The following is a 17,594-nucleotide window of genomic DNA, read 5'->3' on the forward strand; positions in this document are numbered from 1 at the left end:
TCCTGATTTTTACTTTGAGTGCACCACAAATCGAACATTCGTTCCATACAAAAAGACCAAATCCATTTTTACAAAGGATTTGGTCTTTATTTTTTTCACTATTTTCGCAATGATTGTGGTTATTCGCTTACGAAAATGGTCTTATTTTCAAAGTAAAAACTGTTTAACTTTCTCTACAGCCGCTTCTCCTTGATCAATACAGTCAGGTAGACCTAGACCTTCGAAGGAAGCACCTGCAATGAAGACACCTGGCAACTCACGTTCGACTTGCTCTGTCACTTTAGATAGTCGCTCCTTATGCCCTACTGTATATTGAGGCATGGCGTTCTTCCACCTTGATACGACCGCAAATTCTGGTTCCATCGTAATATTCATGGTTTTATTCATATCTTCAAGGACGATATTAACGATCTCGTTATCTGACAGTTCAACGATCGTTTCATCACCAGCACGTCCAACAAAGCAACGTAATAGCACTTTATCTTCTGGACAAGAATGTGGCCATTTTTTATGTCCCCATGTACATGCGGTAATCGTGAAATCACTATTTCGCGAAACAACAAATCCTGTACCATCAATATCCTTCGCAATCGCTTCTTTTGGAAATGCTAATGCCACATTGGCAACAGATGTAGATGGAACTTCTTTAAATGAGTTGAAAAAGGCGTAATCAGAAAATATCGTTGGTAACACTAGATGAGGGACTGTAGAAACAATACTGTCTGCGAAAAGAATTTCGCCACTATTTAAGCTTAATTCATAGCCAGTAGATGTTTTCTTTACATTCTCCACCTTTTGTCCTTTTAAGACAGTACCTGACTCTAAACGCTCTTCAATTGCATCTACAAAGCTTTGCAGCCCACCTTTAGGTGTTACAAACATCCCTTTTTTACTCCCTTTAGACTGAGGACTCTTCTTTGGCGCAGGTGTTGCTTTTTTCATTCCAAGGACAAGACTCCGATACTTCTGCTCCACCTCATAAAATTGTGGAAATGTTGACATCAAACTCATTTGGTCAATATCACCAGCATATATTCCTGATAATAATGGCTCAATTAAGTTCTCTACCACTTCATCGCCAAGCCTACGTCTAAAGAAGTGACCAAGCGATTGATCCTGAGCAGGATCCGATTTTGGTAAAACAAAATCAGCCGCTGCTCGCATTTTTCCTGTAAGAGAAAACAAACCAGTTGTAATAAATGGTCCAACTTGGGTTGGAATTCCCATAATAGAACCACCAGGCATTGGATGGAGTTTTCCTTTTGCTAGTACATACGATTTCCCAGCTGTGTTGCTTACGAGTGTATCCCCAATTCCTACTTCCTCAGCAAGTCTGGAAGCACTCTTTTTCCGTCCTAAAAATGAATCTGGACCCCTTTCAATCACAAACCCATCTTTAACGACCGTCTGAATTTTCCCACCTAATCGATGTGCTGCTTCAATTAGTATAACTTCTAGTGGTAAGTTCTTCTCCCGTGCTTCTTTCTGTAAATAGAAAGCAGTTGTGAGTCCCGTAATACCTCCCCCAAGTATTACAACCCTTTTCTTTTTCTCTGACACAGTAAATCGCCTTCTTTTCTTTTGATTGATTACTCAGTTTGCTGTATCAATAATCATTGATTTAAGACTTTAATAAATCAAGCATTGCCGTAGCCATTGCATCAATAAATAATGGATCAGTATTTGGCATTTCAGGGCGATAGTAGCTTACGCCAAGCTCTTCTGTAATGACCTTACACTCATAGTCGTTATCGTATAATACTTCCAAATGCTCAGCCACAAATCCCACAGGAGTGTAGACAAATGCTTTAAATTGATGTTCATTATACAAATCTCTCGTCAAATCTTGCACATCAGGCCCTAACCAAGGCTCTGGTGTATTCCCTGCACTTTGCCAACCTACATAATAATTTTTTACTCCAGCACCTTTGGCAATTAAGTCGGCTGTTTCTTGTAGTTGGTGTGGATATGGGTCACCTAATTGAAGGATTTTTTCAGGTAAACTATGCGCTGAAACAATCAAAGCTGAATGGCTTCTCTCATCCTCTGACATGCTTTCAAATGTTGCTTTCACCTTATCCACCCAATATTGGATGAATTTAGGTTCCTTATACCAACTCTCCACTGATTTAATTGTAAGACCACCAAGCTTTTCCGCTTCTTCTTTAGCACGTCCATTGTAAGACTTGATGCTGAATGTTGAGAAGTGAGGAGCTAATACAATACTTAGCGCTTCTGTAATCCCATCCTCATGCATTTTTTTGACCGCATCCTCGATAAACGGCTCAATATGCTTTAAACCAATGTATAGCTTAAATTCCACTTCATCTTGAACTTCGTTTAAATGCTTTTGCAGTGCCGCAGCTTGATTATTAGTTGTTTGAGCTAGCGGAGATAATCCCCCAATTGCTTCATAACGCCCTTTTAAATCCTCTAGCATTTCATCTGCTGGTCTACGTCCATGACGAATATGTGTGTAGTAACGTTCAATATCTTCTTCTTTATATGGGGTTCCATATGCCATAACAAGCAAACCCATTTGTTTTTTTGTCATTTCTTTTGTTCACCTCATGTTTTACGTCTCTAAATATCAAATGTTTTGCTTACTTGCAGAGTATTCATGTATGAAAGTAGTAAGCTTTTTTAAAGTTTCTGGATTTACTTGTGGAAATACTCCATGCCCAAGATTAAAAATATAGCCTGGTTGCTTCATCCCTTGATCCAAAATTGCTTTTGCTTTTTCCTCAATCACTTCCCAAGGAGCTAAAAGGATCGCTGGATCTAAGTTCCCTTGAACAGTCTTATTAATTCCCAAGCTTCTTGCTTCTTCTATCGGTAAGCGCCAATCTAATCCCACTACATCTAATGGTAAATCATGCCATTCAAGTGCTAGATGGCTTGCTCCCACGCCAAACATAATCAACGGAACATTCTCTTTACGTAATTCTGCGAAGATACGATTCATAACCGGTTTAATAAACGTACGATAATCAGCTACATTTAAAGCCCCCACCCAAGAGTCAAAAATTTGTATGGCTTTTGCTCCTGCTTTCACTTGCGACTTTACGTATGTAATGGTTGTACTTCCAAGCTTTTCCATAAGAGCAAACCATGCATCTGGTTGAGAATACATAAATGCTTTCGTTTTATTATAATTTTTAGAAGGTCCACCTTCGATCATATAACTTGCTAATGTAAAGGGAGCTCCAGCAAATCCAATTAACGGAACGGAAAGCTGTTCTTCTGTTAAAAGCTTAATTGTATCAAGTACATAAGGAACATCTCTCTCTGGATTGATTTCCCCTAGTTTTTCCACATCTGCAAAAGTTTGAATTGGATTTGAGATGACGGGCCCAATACCCGATTTTATTTCAACATCTACCCCAATCGCAGGTAGTGGTGTCATGATATCTTTATAAAGAATTGCAGCATCTACATTATACTGTTCAACAGGTAGCCTTGTTACATACGCACAAAGCTCTGGTTGATGTGTGATTTCAAATAGAGAGTACTTCTCCTTGATCGCCCGGTATTCTGGCTGTGAACGGCCTGCCTGCCTCATATACCACACAGGCACATAATCCGTTTTCTCTCCCCTTGCTGCTTTCAAAAATGTTTCATTGATTGCTTTGACCATGAAATGAAGTCCACCTTTCAAACCCATCCATTCTTAAATAAGAGAATAGATTATTTTATACTCATTCTAATATAGCGTTTTCTACTACTGTTGTATACAATACCGTTCGAACTGTCAAAAAATAGACGTTTTTATCCTATATCACTTCAAATTGATTTCGATAGGACTCATAATAGAATCCTTTTTGAGAAAGAAGCTCTTCGTGCGTCCCTCTTTCTATAATCTCTCCATTCTGAATGACCAATATGACATCGGCATTCTCAATCGTTTTTAAACGATGGGCAATGACAAAACTTGTCCGACCACTCATTAAATTGACAAGACCCGTTTGAATTTCAATTTCCGTTTTCGTATCAATGCTTGAGGTCGCCTCATCGAGTATTAAAATACTTGAATCCGCAAGAATAGCACGAGCAATGGCAATAAGCTGCTTCTGTCCTTGACTTAAATTATTTCCTCCAGAAGATAAGAGTGTCTCATATTTCTTCGGTAAATGCTTAATAAAACGATGGGCAGAAGCTGTTTTAGCAGCACGAATAACCTCTTCATCCGTCGCTTTTAAATTTCCATAGCGAATATTTTCCATAATCGTTCCTGAAAAAAGAAAGGTGTCCTGTAGTACAAGGCCAATATTTCTGCGTAGATCTTTTAAACGATATTCTTTTATATTTCGCCCATCGATCATCACACTTCCCGCGTCAACATCATAAAAGCGTGCGAGCAGGTTGATCATTGTTGTTTTTCCGGAACCTGTAGGACCAACAATGGCAATCGTTTGTCCGGCTTTCGCATGAAGGGAAATCTCTTTTAAAATGATTTTCTCTTTTACATATCCAAAAGAAACATGTGAAAATTGGACGTCCCCTTTAAAAGTTTTAACAGGAATCGCTTTTTCCTGTTCTCGCACTTCAGGCACTTCATCCAAAATCTCAAATGCTCTTTCAGCCCCTGCAATAGCAGCTTGAAATGTATTCAGTAGACTCGACATTTGGTTAATCGGACGGAAAAACTGCCGTGAATATGTCACAAAAGCAGCAATAATTCCAACGCTGGCCAAATCATTTAACGTTAATAGAGCACCAGAAGCAATAATAAAGACTAATCCAAGATTATTAATGAAGTTATTAACCGGGCCTAAAAAGCCAGACACAATATCGGCTTTTGTTGATGACAGTCTTAGTTGTTCATTGACAGTCGAGAACTTGCTGTACACCTTTTCTTCTTTTCCGAAAAGTTGGATCACTTCAAGACCTGTGATCGATTCTTCAATGATTCCATTCAGCTCACCTAAATCACGCTGTCTTTTAATAAAATTTCTGCTGCTATACTTGATGATTCTTTTCGTGGAAAAAATCATCACAGGAATTACGCATAAAGTAATAATTGCCATCAACCAATTCAAGGACAGCATGGCAATTAGAACTCCGGCAACGGTTAATATAGCTGACATGATTTGAATAACGCTCTGACTTAATGCGTTGTTCAGTTGATCAATATCATTTGTGACTCTGCTCATAAGCTCCCCTTGACTTTTCTTATCAAAAAATCTCAAGGACAAGCTTTGTAATTGATTAAATAAGTCCTGTCTTAATTTACGAATCGTCTTAAGTGAAATATTAATCATTAAATAAGACTGGAACCAGGTTAAGATAGAAAAGACAATATACACTACAGCAAGAATCATGACCATTTTAATCGTACCACTAATATTTTTCGGAATGATATATTCATCAATAACGATTCCAATCATATACGGTCCAACTAGCCCTAAAAGAGTCGTTAAGATTACTAGTACAATTGCAAATAGAAGTGAAAGCTTCTCCTTCTTCATGTACATCCAAATTCTTTTTAATGTTCCTTTACGATCCTTTGCTTTTACGACAGGTCCTTTAAACTTCCCCCTGCCTCCTGGGTGCCCTCCTGGAGAAAACTTAGTCGCTTGTTGATTCATGGACGACATCCCCCTTTCCACCCTGTGTGAAATAAATCTCTTGGTAAACGGAATTTTCCTTTAATAATTGATGATGTGTTCCATTTCCAACAATTTTTCCGTCTTCTAAGACTAAAATCCGATCTGCCTTCTTAATGGAAGAAATTTTAGAAGAAATAATAAAGATCGTAGATTGAGCAAATTCATGATTTAACGCATGCAAAATGCTCTTTTCTGATAATGCATCGACTGCAGACGTTGAATCATCCAAAATGAGAATCGAAGGCTTTCGAATAAATGCCCTTGCAATTGATAGTCTTTGCTTCTGCCCTCCGGAAAGATTATTGCCCCCTTGGGATAATGGATGTTGATAATGGTCATCGAGTTTTTCAATAAATTCAGAGGCATTAGCAGCTACTGCTGCTTCAATTATATCTTGTTGCGATGCATCCTCTTTCCCATACTTTAGATTTTCTTCGATCGAACCTGAAAAGAGCATTGCCCTTTGAGGAATAAATCCGAAAGCTTGTCTCAACTGTTGAAGTGAATATTCTTTAATAGGTTTCTTATCGATAAAAATATCACCGGCATCAACATCATATAGACGAGGCAATAGTTTCATTAAGGTCGATTTGCCACTTCCGATCGATCCAATAATTCCAACCGTTTCTCCTTCCTTCACTTTAAAGGAGATATCTTTTAGAACATACTCACCATTTTTACTATAGCTAAATTGGACATCTCTAAACTCGACTGCCCCCTTTATCTTTATATGTCTACCAACTTCTTGGTCGGCAATCTCCAGCTCTGTATCCAGCACACTTTTGATTCTTTCTGCTGAAGGTACTGCTCTTGAGATCGACATTAATACATGACTACTGCTAATCAACGCATTTAATGTAATCGTTAAATAGTTGATAAAGGCAAGGATTACCCCTACATTTGTCGTCCCTTCCTCTACTTTAATTGCTCCCATCCATAGGGCTGCGACAATCCCGATATTCACAAGGAACAACATGACAGGCATAAGCCCCATCATCATTTGACTAGCAGACATATTCATCTTTGTTAGAGCTTCGTTTATATGAGAAAAATTATTTTTCTCATATTCCTGTCTCCCGAATGCTTTAACGACTCGTATCCCAGCGAGATTTTCTTGGAGCTTCGTATTAATTTTGTCGATTGCCTCTTGTACTTTTCGAAAAAGAAATCCCGCGTGCTTCATAAAATACCAATTAACAATGGCCAATAATGGAATTAAGACGAGAAGGATTGGAAAGAATTCTCTTGCTGATACAAAAACAATAAGAACACTTCCAATGAATAAAAGAGGACTTCTAACAAGAATTCTTAAAGTCATCATCGTGGCTGCTTGAACAGATGTGACGTCGTTCGTAGCAATCGTGATTAACTTCCCTGTACCAAATTTATCTTTTTCTCCTGCAGAAAATTGTTCCACCTTTTTGAATAGATCTTGACGTATATCAGTAGCAAAGTTGACTGCTGCCCTTGTACTATAAATGGAGCAGCCAAGGCCACCGATCAAACCAACAACCGCTACAGCAAGCATGAGCAGGCTCATTTTGATTACGTAGGATTGATTGTCTGCCGCAATTCCGTTATCGATAATATGCTGCATAATCATCGGTTGCAGTAAATCCATCGCCACCTCTATGCACATAAACAACGGACCAATGATGGTAAAAAAAAGATAGGGTTTTAAGTATTTTAATAGATTCATTAATGCTCGCATATGACTAGCCTCTTTTTTATATAATTAAAAATAACACCTGATATATTATAAGCTTCATTTATTTGAAAAACAATTTAGGTACGTCGATTACGCAATGGACAAGTGCACATTTTAAAAAACACAGAACGTGATAATAATTTGGGACACAAAAAAAACTCCTACAAAATCTAGGAAGCTTCCGGTTTGTCTCATTCGCTCCAACCATCTCTCCCTCTTAAGCGGAATTTTTCCTGTTATCTCCGCATTGGAGTCCCTTTTAGGGAAAATAACGGAAGATTTTCCGCTTATGGAGAGCAAAATCGTTTATTTTGGCATTTTTTGAGGGATTAGCAGGAATTTCTCCTGTTATTTCGGCTCTTTTTCATGATGCTTGGACATTAAGCGGAATTTTTCCTGTTATTTTTTCATACCGATCCTTATACGAACATTTATCCACAAGCCGAGGGAATGTATAAATTCCAAGACAATGAAAAAGCACCCTATAAAGAGCGCTTTCTCGTCAAAAGTTCAAAATTTCGCCTTTTTCTATTGTTTATTTTTAATAACTCCATTGCGATTGGCATAGACAGCAGCTTGGGTACGATCAGCGACATTTAGTTTACTTAAAATATTGCTAACATGGGTTTTAACCGTTTTTATGCCAATGAATAGTTCTGAGCTAATTTCTTGATTGTTCATCCCTTCACCGATACACATGAGCACTTCTAATTCTCTTTCGGTTAGCTCATCATGAGGCTTTTTCTCTTTTTGTCTTAGTCGGGTCTTCATCCGGTTCGCAACTTTTGGTTCAATCACTGATTCCCCTGAAACCGCCTTACGAATCGCTTTAACGACTTCTTCTGCTGTTGCTGTTTTCAGCATATAGCTAAAGGCTCCAGCTTCAATGGCAGGGAAAACCTGTTCATCGTCATAAAAACTAGTAATGATAATAATTTTACAATGAGGGTCATGCTTTAATATTTCTTTTGTTGCGTCAATTCCTGTGCCATCTTCCATGAGTAAGTCCATCAACACGACCTCTGGTTTTTTTTCACGTACAAGCTTAACAGCTTTATTTCCACTACATGCTTCTCCCACGATGTCTATCTCCGGTTCCGTTATTAAATAAGATATAATCCCTTTTCTAACCATTTCGTGATCGTCAACAACTGCTACTTTGATCATTCCTTACCCCTCCCTAGTAGATGGTATGCGAATATCGATATATGTACCTTCATTTTCTTTTGAACGGATATTAAAAACTCCACCAACCTCTTCACATCGTTCGCGCATCGTTTTGAGCCCATAGGTTGCTACTCGCTCAATCGTCGGATCAAATCCTTTGCCATTATCCGCAATATACAGATAGATATAATTCTCTTCCTCTGTTAAGGATATCGTGATTTTAGATGCTTCCGCATGACGTAAAATATTTGAAAGAGCTTCTTGAATAATTCGGAATAAGTGTTCTTCCGTTGCCTTTGAAATATGGACGATTTCATCAATGCTAGCTTGAAATTCTAATTTCGTTTTCCCTTTTAAATCTTGAATCAGCTTAATCACTCCATCACAAAGACTATCATTGCTTAACTGAATTGGTCGCAAGTGTAGAAGCAATGCCCTCATCTCACCTTGTGCATTAGCGGCGATTTTTGAAATCTCTTCTAGCTGCACTTTTGCCTTATCACGATCATTCTCAAATAGTCGTAAAGTGGCCGATGACATCATACTTAAAGCAAACAACTGTTGACTAACAACATCGTGGAGATCTCGAGCAAGTCTTTGTCTTTCTTCCATCACGACTGCAGCATGTGCTGACTGTGCCAATGATGTTTTCGTGTCTGCCAGCCTTTGCAATGAATGCCTTTGTTCTTCAATATAGTCGGCTAAATGGTTTAGTTCTTCTGAGATGACCCCGATTTCATCCTTTTCATGTTCGTTCCCTTTGATGCGTCCAGAAACCTTTCCACTTCTTAAAGAAGAAATAAAAAGAAGGATATCGGTCAATCTTTCTTTAAGAACAGAGCTTGAGCGAAAGGCGAAATAAGCACCAACAAGTAAAAAGATGATAAAAGAAATGAACGAAAACCAAAAGGTCATTTCAATCGTTAACGTTACAAAGTCTTGATTAAACAGCAATATTTGAAATCCAACAAACAGAATTAATGTGTTTATAAAAGCCATCATCAAAAAACTTTGTAAAAATGAAAATCGAATACTCGTTAATTTTTTCATCACTTTCGCCCCTACACCTTGTCAATTCGGATAGAACCAATCTGCACTTCGATTACGATCTTTAATTTTTTTATTGCTTCATCATAGTCATGTGATTTATAGTTCATTCCTCTATTTATTGAATCATCCTTTATATCAAAAATCCGAATGTCGCCAATAAAACAATCGACCTTAATATTTACTGGAATATTTTCAGGAATAATCATTTTCACATCCCCAATCCATCCATTTATGATAATGGGAGTTTCCCGATCAGGGATGAATGCTTTACTAAAATCAATGAAGTAATCTCCAATTGAATTGCTAAGTTCAATTGGCTCTAATGACCAATTGCTCTCTTTATAGCTGATACTCCCGATCAAACTATTCGTTTTCCGTGTTTTTATAAATTCGATTCCACTGTCTTTCTTGAACTCCTTATCTTTCGATGATAAGTCTATACCAATTTTCAATATACTTTTCTTAAATAATAGGGATAGGGAAACAAGAATGAGCAACACAGGCCATAGCTTCCAAACATCCTTGAATGCAAAGGTAATGACTTCAAATCTATCCAAAATTAATAGGGAAGAGAATAATAGCAATAGCGTGCTAAAAGTGAATTTCTTTCTTCCTCTACGCAGGAGATTTTTTAATAACATGCTTAAACCAATGATAAAAAGAAAAAAAGGATAAAAAACGACAAAAATTTCTTTTATTTCCATGGAAATGACACCAATGTTGATTAATAGGAGAACAACTCCTAGCGCTAGTAAAAATAAGGCAAATAAAGTTTGATTGATGGATTTATACTTCACAAGTTTTCCCTTCCCCTTCTACCATGTAATTCTCAAGTAATCTTAATTATTAGTTTACTATTTTTTTATAAATAAGGCTCCTTTCACAAACATTGTTGCTTTTGGAAAATAATTAAGAAACAAAATGCCTGATTTAAGAAGCGAAACTTCATGTATAGCCATAACCGTGATATAAGGGCAAAAACCGACCTCTCGGTTTTTACATATAACCACAATCTATACGAAAACTGGATTAATAAAAACAATCTATAGATGTTTTTTTCTCCGTCTAGAGGCGGAGTTCTTTTTTATGCTCCTTCGCACTCATTTCATTTTCCAACATATTCTGTTAAGACATTCAGGGCAAATGCCCAATTAACTGATCATTAGGAGGAATGAAAATGGGCGTTGAATTAACGGCGCTACATTGGATTTACGTCTTGGTCATATTCGTGATTATTGGATTTATGATCATGCGGCGTGATACAACACTCGTTTGTATTGTTGGAATCTTTCTTATTGCGATAACTGCTACAGGTTCTATTAGCACTTCTGTCAGCAGTATTTTTACAAGCTTTATCTATGCGATAACTGAGCTTCTTCCCACCATTCTTGTCATCTCGATCATTGTCGCAATGAGCAAAACGCTTACGTCCACAGGAATAAATGATGTCATGATTTCACCCTTTGCAAAATTCATCCGTACTCCTGCGCTTGCTTATTGGACGATCGGTATTTTAATGATGGTGATTTCTTGGTTTTTTTGGCCTTCTCCAGCGGTCGCACTTTTAGGTGCTGTCTTACTTCCGGTTGCATTGAGGGTCGGCTTACCAGCTCTTGGCGTTGCCATGGCAATGAACTTATTTGGACACGGAATTGCTTTATCTGGAGACTTTATCATTCAAGCTGCACCAAAACTGACAGCAGATGCTGCTGGGTTACCTGTTAGCGAAGTGATCCAAGCCAGTATTCCTTTAGTTGCTGTCATGGGTGTGGTGACTACGATTGCTGCCTTTTTCTTTTTAAAAAGAGATATGAGAAGCGGAAAATTAACAGTTGAAACGGACACTAAAATTCAAGAACAAGCATCACAAGACGAAAAAGAAAACCTGTTGAGCACGAACCAAAAACGCTTTTTTGCCCTATTTGTCCCTTTACTGTTTCTTTTGGATGTAGCAGCAATGTTTGCTCTTGACTTATCTGGAGGAGATGCGACAGCACTTGTAGGAGGAACTGCAATATTTATCCTTCTCATGATCACCCTCGTTAGTCATAAAAATAAAGGCCTAGAGAAAACTACCGCTTTTTTAGTGGAAGGGTTTCAATTTGGGTTCAAAGTGTTCGTCCCAGTCATACCAATTGCTGCTTTCTTTTACTTAGGTGACGCTGGATTTTATACCATTATCGGCGAGTTTTTACCTAGTAGTTCAGAAGGAATTGTCAATGATTTAGGGATAGCTCTCGCATCGATTGTCCCTTTAAGCAAAGAAATCGGAGCCATCACATTAGTAACCGTTGGTGCCATAACAGGATTAGATGGTTCAGGTTTTTCAGGCATCTCTCTCGCTGGCTCGATTGCCAATCTATTTGCCCATTCGATCGGTGCAGGTGCTGCCACCTTAACTGCGCTTGGCCAAATTGCCGCAATTTGGGTTGGCGGTGGAACTTTAGTTCCTTGGGCGCTGATTCCTGCAGCTGCCATCTGTAATGTTGACCCATTTGAACTAGCGCGAAGAAATTTATTACCAGTCACCATCGGACTTGTTGTGACGACAATCGTAGCGATGTTTTTAATATAGACAAAAGGCAGGCCTCCAATAAAGTTGGAGGTCTGTTACTGTACGGTTCGTTTGCAATTTAGTACACTAATGAGTAGCAAGCCGTATGTTATTTGTGGTGATGGTAAAAATAGTAAAGCGATGATTTCAGGAGATGGAGGAATACATATGACAAAATATACTGGATTTGTTGGTACATATACGAAAGGTGATAGTAAAGGAATCTATTCTTTTACATTAGATACCTCCCTTTCTAAAATAATGGATGTTCAAGTAGCTGCAGAATTGGAGAATCCCACTTATTTAACTGTAAGCGAAAATAATCAATTCATATACTCGGTTGTTAAAGATGGAGATGAAGGTGGAGTGGGTGCCCTTTCACTTGATCCCCAAACTGGAAAGCTTACTCATTTAAATAAAGTAACGACGGCAGGATCACCTCCATGTCATGTAAGTGTTGGTAAGGAAAATAGAAACGTCTTCTCAGCCAATTATCATAAAGGGACGATTGAATCCTATTTAATAAATGAAGATGGAACCATTCTTCCTGCTACTTCTGTTGTGGAACACCATGGTTCTGGTCCAGATCCACGTCAGGACAAACCTCACACCCATTACTCTGCCTTCACTCCAGATGAAAAGTTTGTCATTGCAGTGGAGTTAGGGGCTGATAAAATCTTTAGCTATGAAGTTTCAAACGGTGTCTTAAAAGAAATCAATCAACTAACTGTAAAATCAGGAAGCGGTCCTCGTCACATTGTGTTCCATCCGACTCAAAAGTTCGCTTATGTGATGACTGAATTCAGCTCAGAAGTGATCGTTCTAGCTTACAATGATATGGACGCCAGTTTTACTGAAATTGAGTATAAATCTACACTACCTGAAAGCTTTTCTGAAAATAATCAAGGAAGTGCGATCCACATTTCCTCTGATGGAAAGTTTATATATGCAGGAAACCGCGGCCATAATACGATAGCTATCTTCAAAGTAAATGAAGAAAATGGAACGCTCACCTTTGTTGAACATACAAGTACTGAGGGAAATTGGCCGAGAGATTTTGTCCTTGATCCTTCTGAGAAGTTCATCGTTGCTTCGAATCAAGAATCAAGCAATCTCGTATTATTTTCTAGGGACGCCCAGACAGGAAAACTAACACTTATACAATCAGATATTAACGTTCCCGACCCTGTTTGTGTGAAGTTTTTAAATGATGTGGGATGAGCGATATCGCTCATCCTTTTTTTATTTTCAGTCATACGTTTCACCTCTGCTTAATTTAGTCATTTATTGGATACTTTATAAAGTGAATCAATTTCATAGTGTACTTCTCAAGTTAAAAAACAAACGATATACTCGAAACATTATAAATAGTAGCGTTTGCTAGGACTTTCGCTACGTAATGCTAAAATATTCGTTTTTTAATTTACCTTCGCACATTGTGAAATCGACTAAAAGTATAGAGATTATATAAGATTGAGGTGTAAACATTCATGACATCAAAACACAAAATATTTAACCTTGTTATCCTCATCATCCCATGGTTGTCTTTATTATTTTTTGGTAAGCGTGATTTTAAGCGGTATGCTGTTTCAGGAGTGACAATCGCGATTTTTGAGACGGTAAATCATTGGTATGGACATCATAAGAAATGGTGGAAATTCTACTCAAAACCGAGAAAATTTTTTAGAGACGAACTTCCCTTTGATCTTGGAATTTACATGCCCTTATCCATGTGGATATTTAAAATTTCACGAGGTAGCTTTGTAAAATTTGTCATGATTAATGCGGTAGCAAATGCTCTTTTTGCGTTTGTCGGTATGGGCTTGTTAAAAAAGTTTAAAATTGTCGGTCTCTATCACTTTAGCCGCACTCAATTCTTTCTCTACTTACACTACAAAGTTTATATCTTATATTTAGTGCAGTACTTCGTTGATAAATGGAGAAATAGATAAGGAAGCAAAGCTACGCTTCCTTTTTTTCGTGCCCCAAAATAAATCGTAAGCCTTCTTTGAAAACTTCTGTTATAATTATCAAAATAGACAAAATTTTTATTTAACAAGGAGTGTTGAGAATGATCAATGAGTTATTTTCAAAGCTAGAAGGTTATTATGACGAAATGGTCTCGATTAGACGCTATTTGCATCAAAATCCGGAACTCTCTTTTCAGGAAGTCAATACAGCCAATTACATTAAAAGCTTTTATGAAAATTTAGGAATTGAAGTAAAAGGCCATGTTGGTGGGAATGGTGTTGTAGCAAAAATTTACGGTGGCAAGCCCGGACAAACGATCGCCCTTCGTGCCGATTTCGACGCTCTTCCAATCCAGGAAGAAAACGATGTACCATATAAATCTCTTAATCCTGGTGTCATGCATGCTTGCGGGCATGATGGTCATACGGCGACACTACTGGTGCTCGCAAAAGTCTTACATGAACTAAAGGATGAGTTGGAAGGTACATATGTCATGATTCATCAACACGCTGAGGAGTATGCTCCAGGTGGCGCCATTTCCATGATTAAAGACGGATGCTTAGACGGTGTTGACGTCATTTTCGGAACCCACCTTTGGGCAAGTGAGCCAACTGGGAAAATTCAATACCGAACAGGCCCCATTATGGCTGCCGCTGACCGTTTTGAAATCCAGATCCAAGGTCAGGGTGGACACGGGGCACAACCGCATAGAACGAAGGATTCTGTCGTTATTGCTTCTCAACTCGTTCTTAATCTACAACAAATTGTTAGTCGACGAGTCAGTCCAGTTGATTCTGCTGTCGTAACGGTTGGTTCTTTTGTCGCAGAAAATGCCTTTAATGTCATCGCAGATAAAGCAAAGCTTGTCGGAACCGTAAGAACATTTAAGGAAGATGTCCGTTCATTTATTGAAAATGAAATTGAAAGAATTGTAAAAGGTACTTGTCTTGCTGCGAACTGTGACTATTCTTATGAGTATGACAGAGGATATCCAGCTGTTGTGAACCATGAGGAAGAAACCGACTTTCTCGTCGAATGTGTCAAGAGTATCCCATCGGTTCAAACAGTCGAAGAAGCAGATCTACAAATGGGCGGAGAAGATTTTGCTTACTATTTACAGCATGTCAAAGGGAGCTTCTTCTTCACAGGGGCAAGACCTGAAGGCGTATCTATAGCCTATCCACATCATCACCCTAAATTTGATATCGATGAAAAAGCATTGCTAGTAGCAGCAAAAGCATTGGGGTCAGCTGCTTTAACGTATATGCCGCAGAAGGAAGAAGTTTCGTTATAATACAAACAAAGAAGAGAACATGGTGTTCTCTTCTTTGTTTTATCTATTTAATTATTTTTCAATCTCTACAATAATCGGTTCTAATTCAAAGATTTCTATTGGTGCTTTACTATTTTTGTGCCGATAAATTCCATACTCATCTCTACCATCTGCCATAGAAAGTTCTGCAATAGGTGTAATAATTAAACTTGATGCGTCTGGATCAAGTTTTTTTACTGTAATGGAATGGTAAAGAATCCTATTGCTATCCCCTTTCACAGAGCTATCCAAATAAACATTTCCTAAGTTATCCCTAACCTCTTTAATATCTACAAATTCAAAATCCCATTTTCCATCAACTTCTTCTGTGAAAGATGTGTCGTAATTTATGATGAAAGACATAGGGGTGTAGGTTATCCTTTCGAGGCTGAAGGTAACTCCATCACGTTCACTTTTTAGTTCAACTACTTGCTCATGGTTTTTTATCGCCTCTAGATCAAATTCAAAATTCCAAGTTCCAGTGATTTCACTGCCACTTTCCCGATCCGGTGTGATAGCTTCAATCTCGAATCCAAAATTCCCCTTTTCTAATCCTTTACCTTGTAAATTTAACTCTCCAGTTGTCATACCAACGTATTTGTTTTCATCTGTCTTTTTAACTTCTTTTTTAAACCCTCCAAAGAAAGTATGACTAAAATTTATTTTAGGAACACCAATAATCTCAGGAGATGGACCAAGGTCTTTATCACTTTCAATCTCATAGGTTACGTACAATACTCGCCCATCAAAAACAGCCTCATTAATCGTTACTTTGATTCCCTGATCTTCTTTTACAAGATTAAACTTATTCGCATTCGCATCATATTCTTCATATAAACCACTATCGTTAAAGAGCTTAAAAATTCCCCCTATTACAGGGATTTCTTCAGCAAAGGTGGTGAAGGATAGTCCAAAAAGGGAAGCTGCAGAAACTCCTATCGCAATTGAGGCAGCTGTCATTGTCTTTTTCCATACTGAAGGTTTTCTGCGTTTCATTCTTTTTTTCAATTCTTTTTTAACTTCTTCTCTTTCTTCTTGACTTACCTTTACATCCTCAAATTCACTTATATCTAGATCAATATCATTTAAAAGTTCATAAATGTCCTTCATATAAATATCTCCCATCTTTACTAGAGATTTCATTTTTCAGCTTCTTTTTTCCTCGATGAATTCGGTTATTAACGGCTGATTTAGTCATCGTTAGCCTTTCAGCAATTTCTTCTGTGTTATAGTCCATCAAATATCTCATCATAAATATCTTTTGATCGGTTGGCTCTAACTGGCTGAGCAATTCCATTAGATCATCCTCGTGTTCCATTTCCATTGAAAGTGGAAGAGGGATTTTTATATGCTCTAATGAGAGTTCCTTTTTCTTTACTCCCCTTCTGTAATAATCAATCGCTCGATATTTGGCAATCGCACAAATCCACTTCTTAAAAGCAATAGGATCATTGCCACGAAATTTTTGTGCATTTTGCCAAATTGATAGAAATATATCATTTACACATTCACCAATCATCTCTTCTTGATGAAGTGGTCCAAGCACTTTGTGCACCATCCCTTTTATAAGCGGGAGGTAAAGATCAACGATATATTCAAGAGCGTCTTCCTTCCCAGCTTGGAGACGTATGATAAAATTGGATTGATTGGATTTCATAGATTTGCTCCTTCACCTTTTTGTAAAAGCTTTTACACTATTAATAACGAAAGGAATAAGGCTATTTTCTCATAGATTGAAAAGTTTTTATAAATTTCTCAATTATTTCGCATTACGAATTTTTTATCCAAAGATAAGCAAAGAAGAAAAGGAAGAAACCAGGAGGAGAACCGATGGCAGTGAGAGTATGTGCGCTCATCATCGAAAAGAAAAAAGACTGTTAACTACATAGAGGGCCAGAGTTTAGAAGTATACAATACTGACGATTTAACTAGTAAAAGGGACATTACATAACGTAATGTCCCTTCAGTTTATCGACAAAAGGCATCGAGATTCGATTCCTTTTGTTCATGAGGAGAGATATTGATATGAGCAAAAGAAAAGTATGTCTCATGAAGATCTCATGCGACATAAGTTTGATGGGTACAAGTGATAAGTTTGTCTCATGAAGGGCTCATGCGACATGAGTTTGATGGTTACTAGCGATAAGTTTGTCTCATGAAGGGCTCATGAGACATGAGTTTGATGGTTACAAGTGATAAGTATGTCTCATGAAGGGCTCATGC

Annotated in this window: 14 protein-coding genes; 4 read left to right on the plus strand and 10 right to left on the minus strand. The window is 37.9% G+C overall.

The features are described from left to right. Nucleotides 1-147 precede the first annotated feature (147 nt). From hemY to liaF, 8 genes are all read right to left on the minus strand, one after another. Nucleotides 148-1,560 (minus strand): protoporphyrinogen oxidase, encoded by a 1,413-nt coding sequence (gene hemY, locus BMSHG_RS04920; RefSeq protein WP_019153331.1) that lies wholly within the window; start codon nucleotides 1,558-1,560, stop codon nucleotides 148-150. Nucleotides 1,561-1,621: 61 nt separating this feature from the next. Further along, complete coding sequence (gene hemH, locus BMSHG_RS04925) at nucleotides 1,622-2,554, minus strand: ferrochelatase (RefSeq protein WP_019153332.1); 933 nt, start codon at nucleotides 2,552-2,554, stop codon at nucleotides 1,622-1,624. Nucleotides 2,555-2,590: 36 nt separating this feature from the next. Then, entirely contained in the window at nucleotides 2,591-3,637 is a 1,047-nt protein-coding gene (hemE, locus tag BMSHG_RS04930) for a uroporphyrinogen decarboxylase (protein ID WP_019153333.1), read from the minus strand. 136 nt (nucleotides 3,638-3,773) lie between these two features. Further along, nucleotides 3,774-5,588: an ABC transporter ATP-binding protein gene (locus BMSHG_RS04935; protein ID WP_019153334.1), complete on the minus strand. Its 1,815-nt coding sequence runs from the start codon at nucleotides 5,586-5,588 to the stop codon at nucleotides 3,774-3,776. Then, nucleotides 5,569-7,320: an ABC transporter ATP-binding protein gene (locus tag BMSHG_RS04940; RefSeq protein WP_019153335.1), complete on the minus strand. Its 1,752-nt coding sequence runs from the start codon at nucleotides 7,318-7,320 to the stop codon at nucleotides 5,569-5,571. Before BMSHG_RS04940 ends, BMSHG_RS04935 begins: the two co-directional genes overlap by 20 nt. Before the next feature lie 525 nt (nucleotides 7,321-7,845). Beyond that, nucleotides 7,846-8,484 carry a response regulator gene (locus BMSHG_RS04950; protein ID WP_019153337.1) on the minus strand — a complete coding sequence of 213 codons (639 nt, stop codon included), beginning with the start codon at nucleotides 8,482-8,484 and terminating at the stop codon, nucleotides 7,846-7,848. Nucleotides 8,485-8,487: 3 nt separating this feature from the next. Beyond that, the gene (locus BMSHG_RS04955) at nucleotides 8,488-9,534 is read right to left on the minus strand and encodes a sensor histidine kinase (protein ID WP_019153338.1); all 1,047 of its coding nucleotides are present in this window, start codon (nucleotides 9,532-9,534) and stop codon (nucleotides 8,488-8,490) included. Nucleotides 9,535-9,545: 11 nt separating this feature from the next. Continuing rightward, the gene (gene liaF, locus BMSHG_RS04960; RefSeq protein ID WP_019153339.1) at nucleotides 9,546-10,331 is read right to left on the minus strand and encodes a cell wall-active antibiotics response protein LiaF; all 786 of its coding nucleotides are present in this window, start codon (nucleotides 10,329-10,331) and stop codon (nucleotides 9,546-9,548) included. A gap of 380 nt (nucleotides 10,332-10,711) precedes the next feature. Between liaF and BMSHG_RS04965 the strand changes: the two genes are divergently transcribed. The 4 genes from BMSHG_RS04965 to BMSHG_RS04980 all read left to right on the plus strand — a co-directional run bounded on the left by BMSHG_RS04965 (nucleotide 10,712) and on the right by BMSHG_RS04980 (nucleotide 15,353). Beyond that, nucleotides 10,712-12,109 carry a hypothetical protein gene (locus BMSHG_RS04965; protein ID WP_019153340.1) on the plus strand — a complete coding sequence of 466 codons (1,398 nt, stop codon included), beginning with the start codon at nucleotides 10,712-10,714 and terminating at the stop codon, nucleotides 12,107-12,109. Between the two features lie 147 nt (nucleotides 12,110-12,256). Next, nucleotides 12,257-13,309, plus strand: coding sequence for a lactonase family protein (locus tag BMSHG_RS04970; RefSeq protein ID WP_019153341.1), 1,053 nt, complete (start codon nucleotides 12,257-12,259; stop codon nucleotides 13,307-13,309). Nucleotides 13,310-13,578: 269 nt separating this feature from the next. Further along, a complete protein-coding gene (locus BMSHG_RS04975; RefSeq protein ID WP_019153342.1) occupies nucleotides 13,579-14,040 on the plus strand; it encodes a hypothetical protein in 462 nt (153 codons plus the stop codon). A 119-nt stretch (nucleotides 14,041-14,159) separates the two neighbouring features. Beyond that, the gene (locus BMSHG_RS04980; protein ID WP_019153343.1) at nucleotides 14,160-15,353 is read left to right on the plus strand and encodes a M20 family metallopeptidase; all 1,194 of its coding nucleotides are present in this window, start codon (nucleotides 14,160-14,162) and stop codon (nucleotides 15,351-15,353) included. A gap of 51 nt (nucleotides 15,354-15,404) precedes the next feature. Here the strand turns inward: BMSHG_RS04980 and BMSHG_RS25720 are convergent, their stop codons facing one another. Both BMSHG_RS25720 and BMSHG_RS04990 read right to left on the minus strand, forming a co-directional pair. Further along, on the minus strand, nucleotides 15,405-16,481 hold the full coding sequence (locus BMSHG_RS25720) for a DUF4179 domain-containing protein (RefSeq protein ID WP_019153344.1): 1,077 nt from the start codon (nucleotides 16,479-16,481) through the stop codon (nucleotides 15,405-15,407). Further along, nucleotides 16,465-17,028: a sigma-70 family RNA polymerase sigma factor gene (locus BMSHG_RS04990; protein WP_019153345.1), complete on the minus strand. Its 564-nt coding sequence runs from the start codon at nucleotides 17,026-17,028 to the stop codon at nucleotides 16,465-16,467. The genes BMSHG_RS25720 and BMSHG_RS04990 overlap by 17 nt, the downstream gene beginning before the upstream one ends. Between the last annotated feature and the right edge of the window lie 566 nt (nucleotides 17,029-17,594).

Origin of the sequence: Robertmurraya massiliosenegalensis JC6 (genome assembly GCF_000311725.1) — a bacterium.
GTDB lineage: Bacteria > Bacillota > Bacilli > Bacillales > Cytobacillaceae > Robertmurraya > Robertmurraya massiliosenegalensis.